Annotated in this window: 3 protein-coding genes; all 3 read left to right on the forward strand. The window is 61.8% G+C overall.

Annotated elements, in window-relative coordinates; all coding sequences use genetic code 11:
* A partial coding sequence (locus tag OZ10_RS20025) for a PfkB family carbohydrate kinase (protein ID WP_039566843.1) occupies positions 1-554 on the forward strand: 554 nt, incomplete at its 5' end.
* 341 nt (positions 555-895) lie between these two features.
* Positions 896-1,072: an Arm DNA-binding domain-containing protein gene (locus OZ10_RS20030; RefSeq protein ID WP_338117743.1), complete on the forward strand. Its 177-nt coding sequence runs from the start codon at positions 896-898 to the stop codon at positions 1,070-1,072.
* 44 nt (positions 1,073-1,116) lie between these two features.
* A complete protein-coding gene (locus OZ10_RS20035) occupies positions 1,117-1,872 on the forward strand; it encodes an IS5 family transposase (RefSeq protein WP_039406964.1) in 756 nt (251 codons plus the stop codon).
* The last annotated feature ends 56 nt before the right edge of the window (positions 1,873-1,928 follow it).

The following is a 1,928-nucleotide window of genomic DNA, read 5'->3' on the forward strand; positions in this document are numbered from 1 at the left end:
CGCGGGCGGCCGGGGTCAAGGTGTCGTTCGACGGCAATTACCGGCCCAAGTTGTGGCAGCGCTGGCAGGGCGATGCGCGCGGCATCCTGCATCAGCTGTTTGCGTGTGCGGATGTGGTGTTTGCCGACTACCGCGACATCGGCGTGGTGCTGGGCGGCGAGTTTCCACAGGACACGCTGGAAGCACGCGTGGAAGCGGCTGCGCAACAGGCCTTTGCCGCATTCCCGCAGCTGCAGTTGATGGCCTGCACGCAGCGCGTGGCGCATCACGTGGACCACCACAGCCTTGGCGCGATGCTGGTGCCGCGCGACGGCGCCGTGGCGCGTGCACCCAGCGAAGAACTCACTCCCATCATCGACCGCATCGGCGGCGGCGACGCGTTTGCGGCCGGCGTGCTGCACGGGTTGATCGAAGGCTGGTCGCTCGACGACACGGTGCGCTTCGGCCTGGCCGCCGGCTGTTTGAAGCATTCGATTCCGGGCGATTTCAATCCGCTTTCGGTGGCCGATGTGCAGGCGTGCGTAGGGGATGCGCGGTTCGATGTGAGGCGGTGAATCGGGAGTGGGGAATCGCAAAAGTCGCGGTTTTCGGCGGTTTGAGGTGTTGCGCGGTGGTCTGAACACCTGAGGTGGTTTGTTGCGGTGGTGAGCTTGCTTGTGGCTGTTGCTGGGCAGGTGATGCTCGTGTCAGGTTGGGTGCCGCGGCGTCGTGAGCGCGCTGCGGCCCTGGGGCGGACCGGGCGCACCAGATGAACCCTCCAGGGACGTCCAAGCAAATCTAAAACCCCGAGAAATCGCGGGTTTTTGTTGCCTGCAGGTCCTCCTAGGTCCACCGTGATCCATTGAAATCCAGGCTGATCGGGGGCACCAGGCCACAGTGCGAATCTGGATGCCCCATGCCTCTTAGCGATGCTTCAGTACGTAGCGCAAAGCCCGCTGCCAAGCCCGTGAGGCTGTTCGATGGCGGCAGCTTGTACGTCGAGATCTTGCCGAAAGGCGCCAAGCTATGGCCATGGAAGTACCGCTTTGGCGGTAAGGAAAAGCGTCTGGCACTAGGAATTGTCATCAATTGATCGGACAGACGATGCTTGCTGCCCCTTTTCCGCCCCCTGCTGCAATGGCACGTCGCTACGTCCTGCGAGACGATCAATGGGATCGCATCCGCGATCTGCTTCCTGGTCGAGTCGGCCACATCGGTGTAACCGCCAAAGACAACCGGCTATTTATCGAAGCAGTGCTGTACCGCTACCGAGCCGGCATCCCTTGGCGGGATCTGCCCGAGCGCTTCGGTGATTTCCGCATGATCCACCTGCGACATAGCCGCTGGAGTCGGGCCGGCGTCTGGCAACGGGCGTTCCAGGCGCTGTCCGAAGACGCCGACAACGAATACGCAATGATCGATAGCACCATCGTCCGGGCGCATCAGCACAGCGCCGGGGCAAAAGGGGAGGAGCCGCAAGCCGTCGGACGTAGTCGCGGAGGACTGAGCAGCAAAATCCACTCAGTGGTCGATGCGCTCGGCAATCCAGTGGCGTTTCATCTGAGCGCAGGCCAGGCGTCGGATCTGGAAGGTGCAGATGTCTTGTTGCCGCACGTGTCGGTCGGAGCCTTGCTTGCTGATCGAGCCTACGATGCCAGCGCCCGGGTCATCGAACCGGTGCAGCGGCAGGGGACGCAGATCGTCATCCTCTCCCATCCAACCCGCAAGGTGCAGCGCGACTACGACCGGGTGCTGTACAAGAATCGACACCTGATTGAGAACTCCTTTGCCAAACTCAAGCAGTACCGCGCCATTGCGACTCTATACGACAAGACCGCCTGCAACTTCCTTGGAGCGATCTACTGGATCGCCTCCGTCATCTTGCTCAATTGATGACACGCCCTAGGTGTTCAGTCCCGGCATTAGATGGATCGGATCGATCCTTGAAC

Origin of the sequence: Xanthomonas cannabis pv. cannabis, assembly GCF_000802365.1 — a bacterium.
Taxonomy (GTDB): domain Bacteria; phylum Pseudomonadota; class Gammaproteobacteria; order Xanthomonadales; family Xanthomonadaceae; genus Xanthomonas; species Xanthomonas cannabis.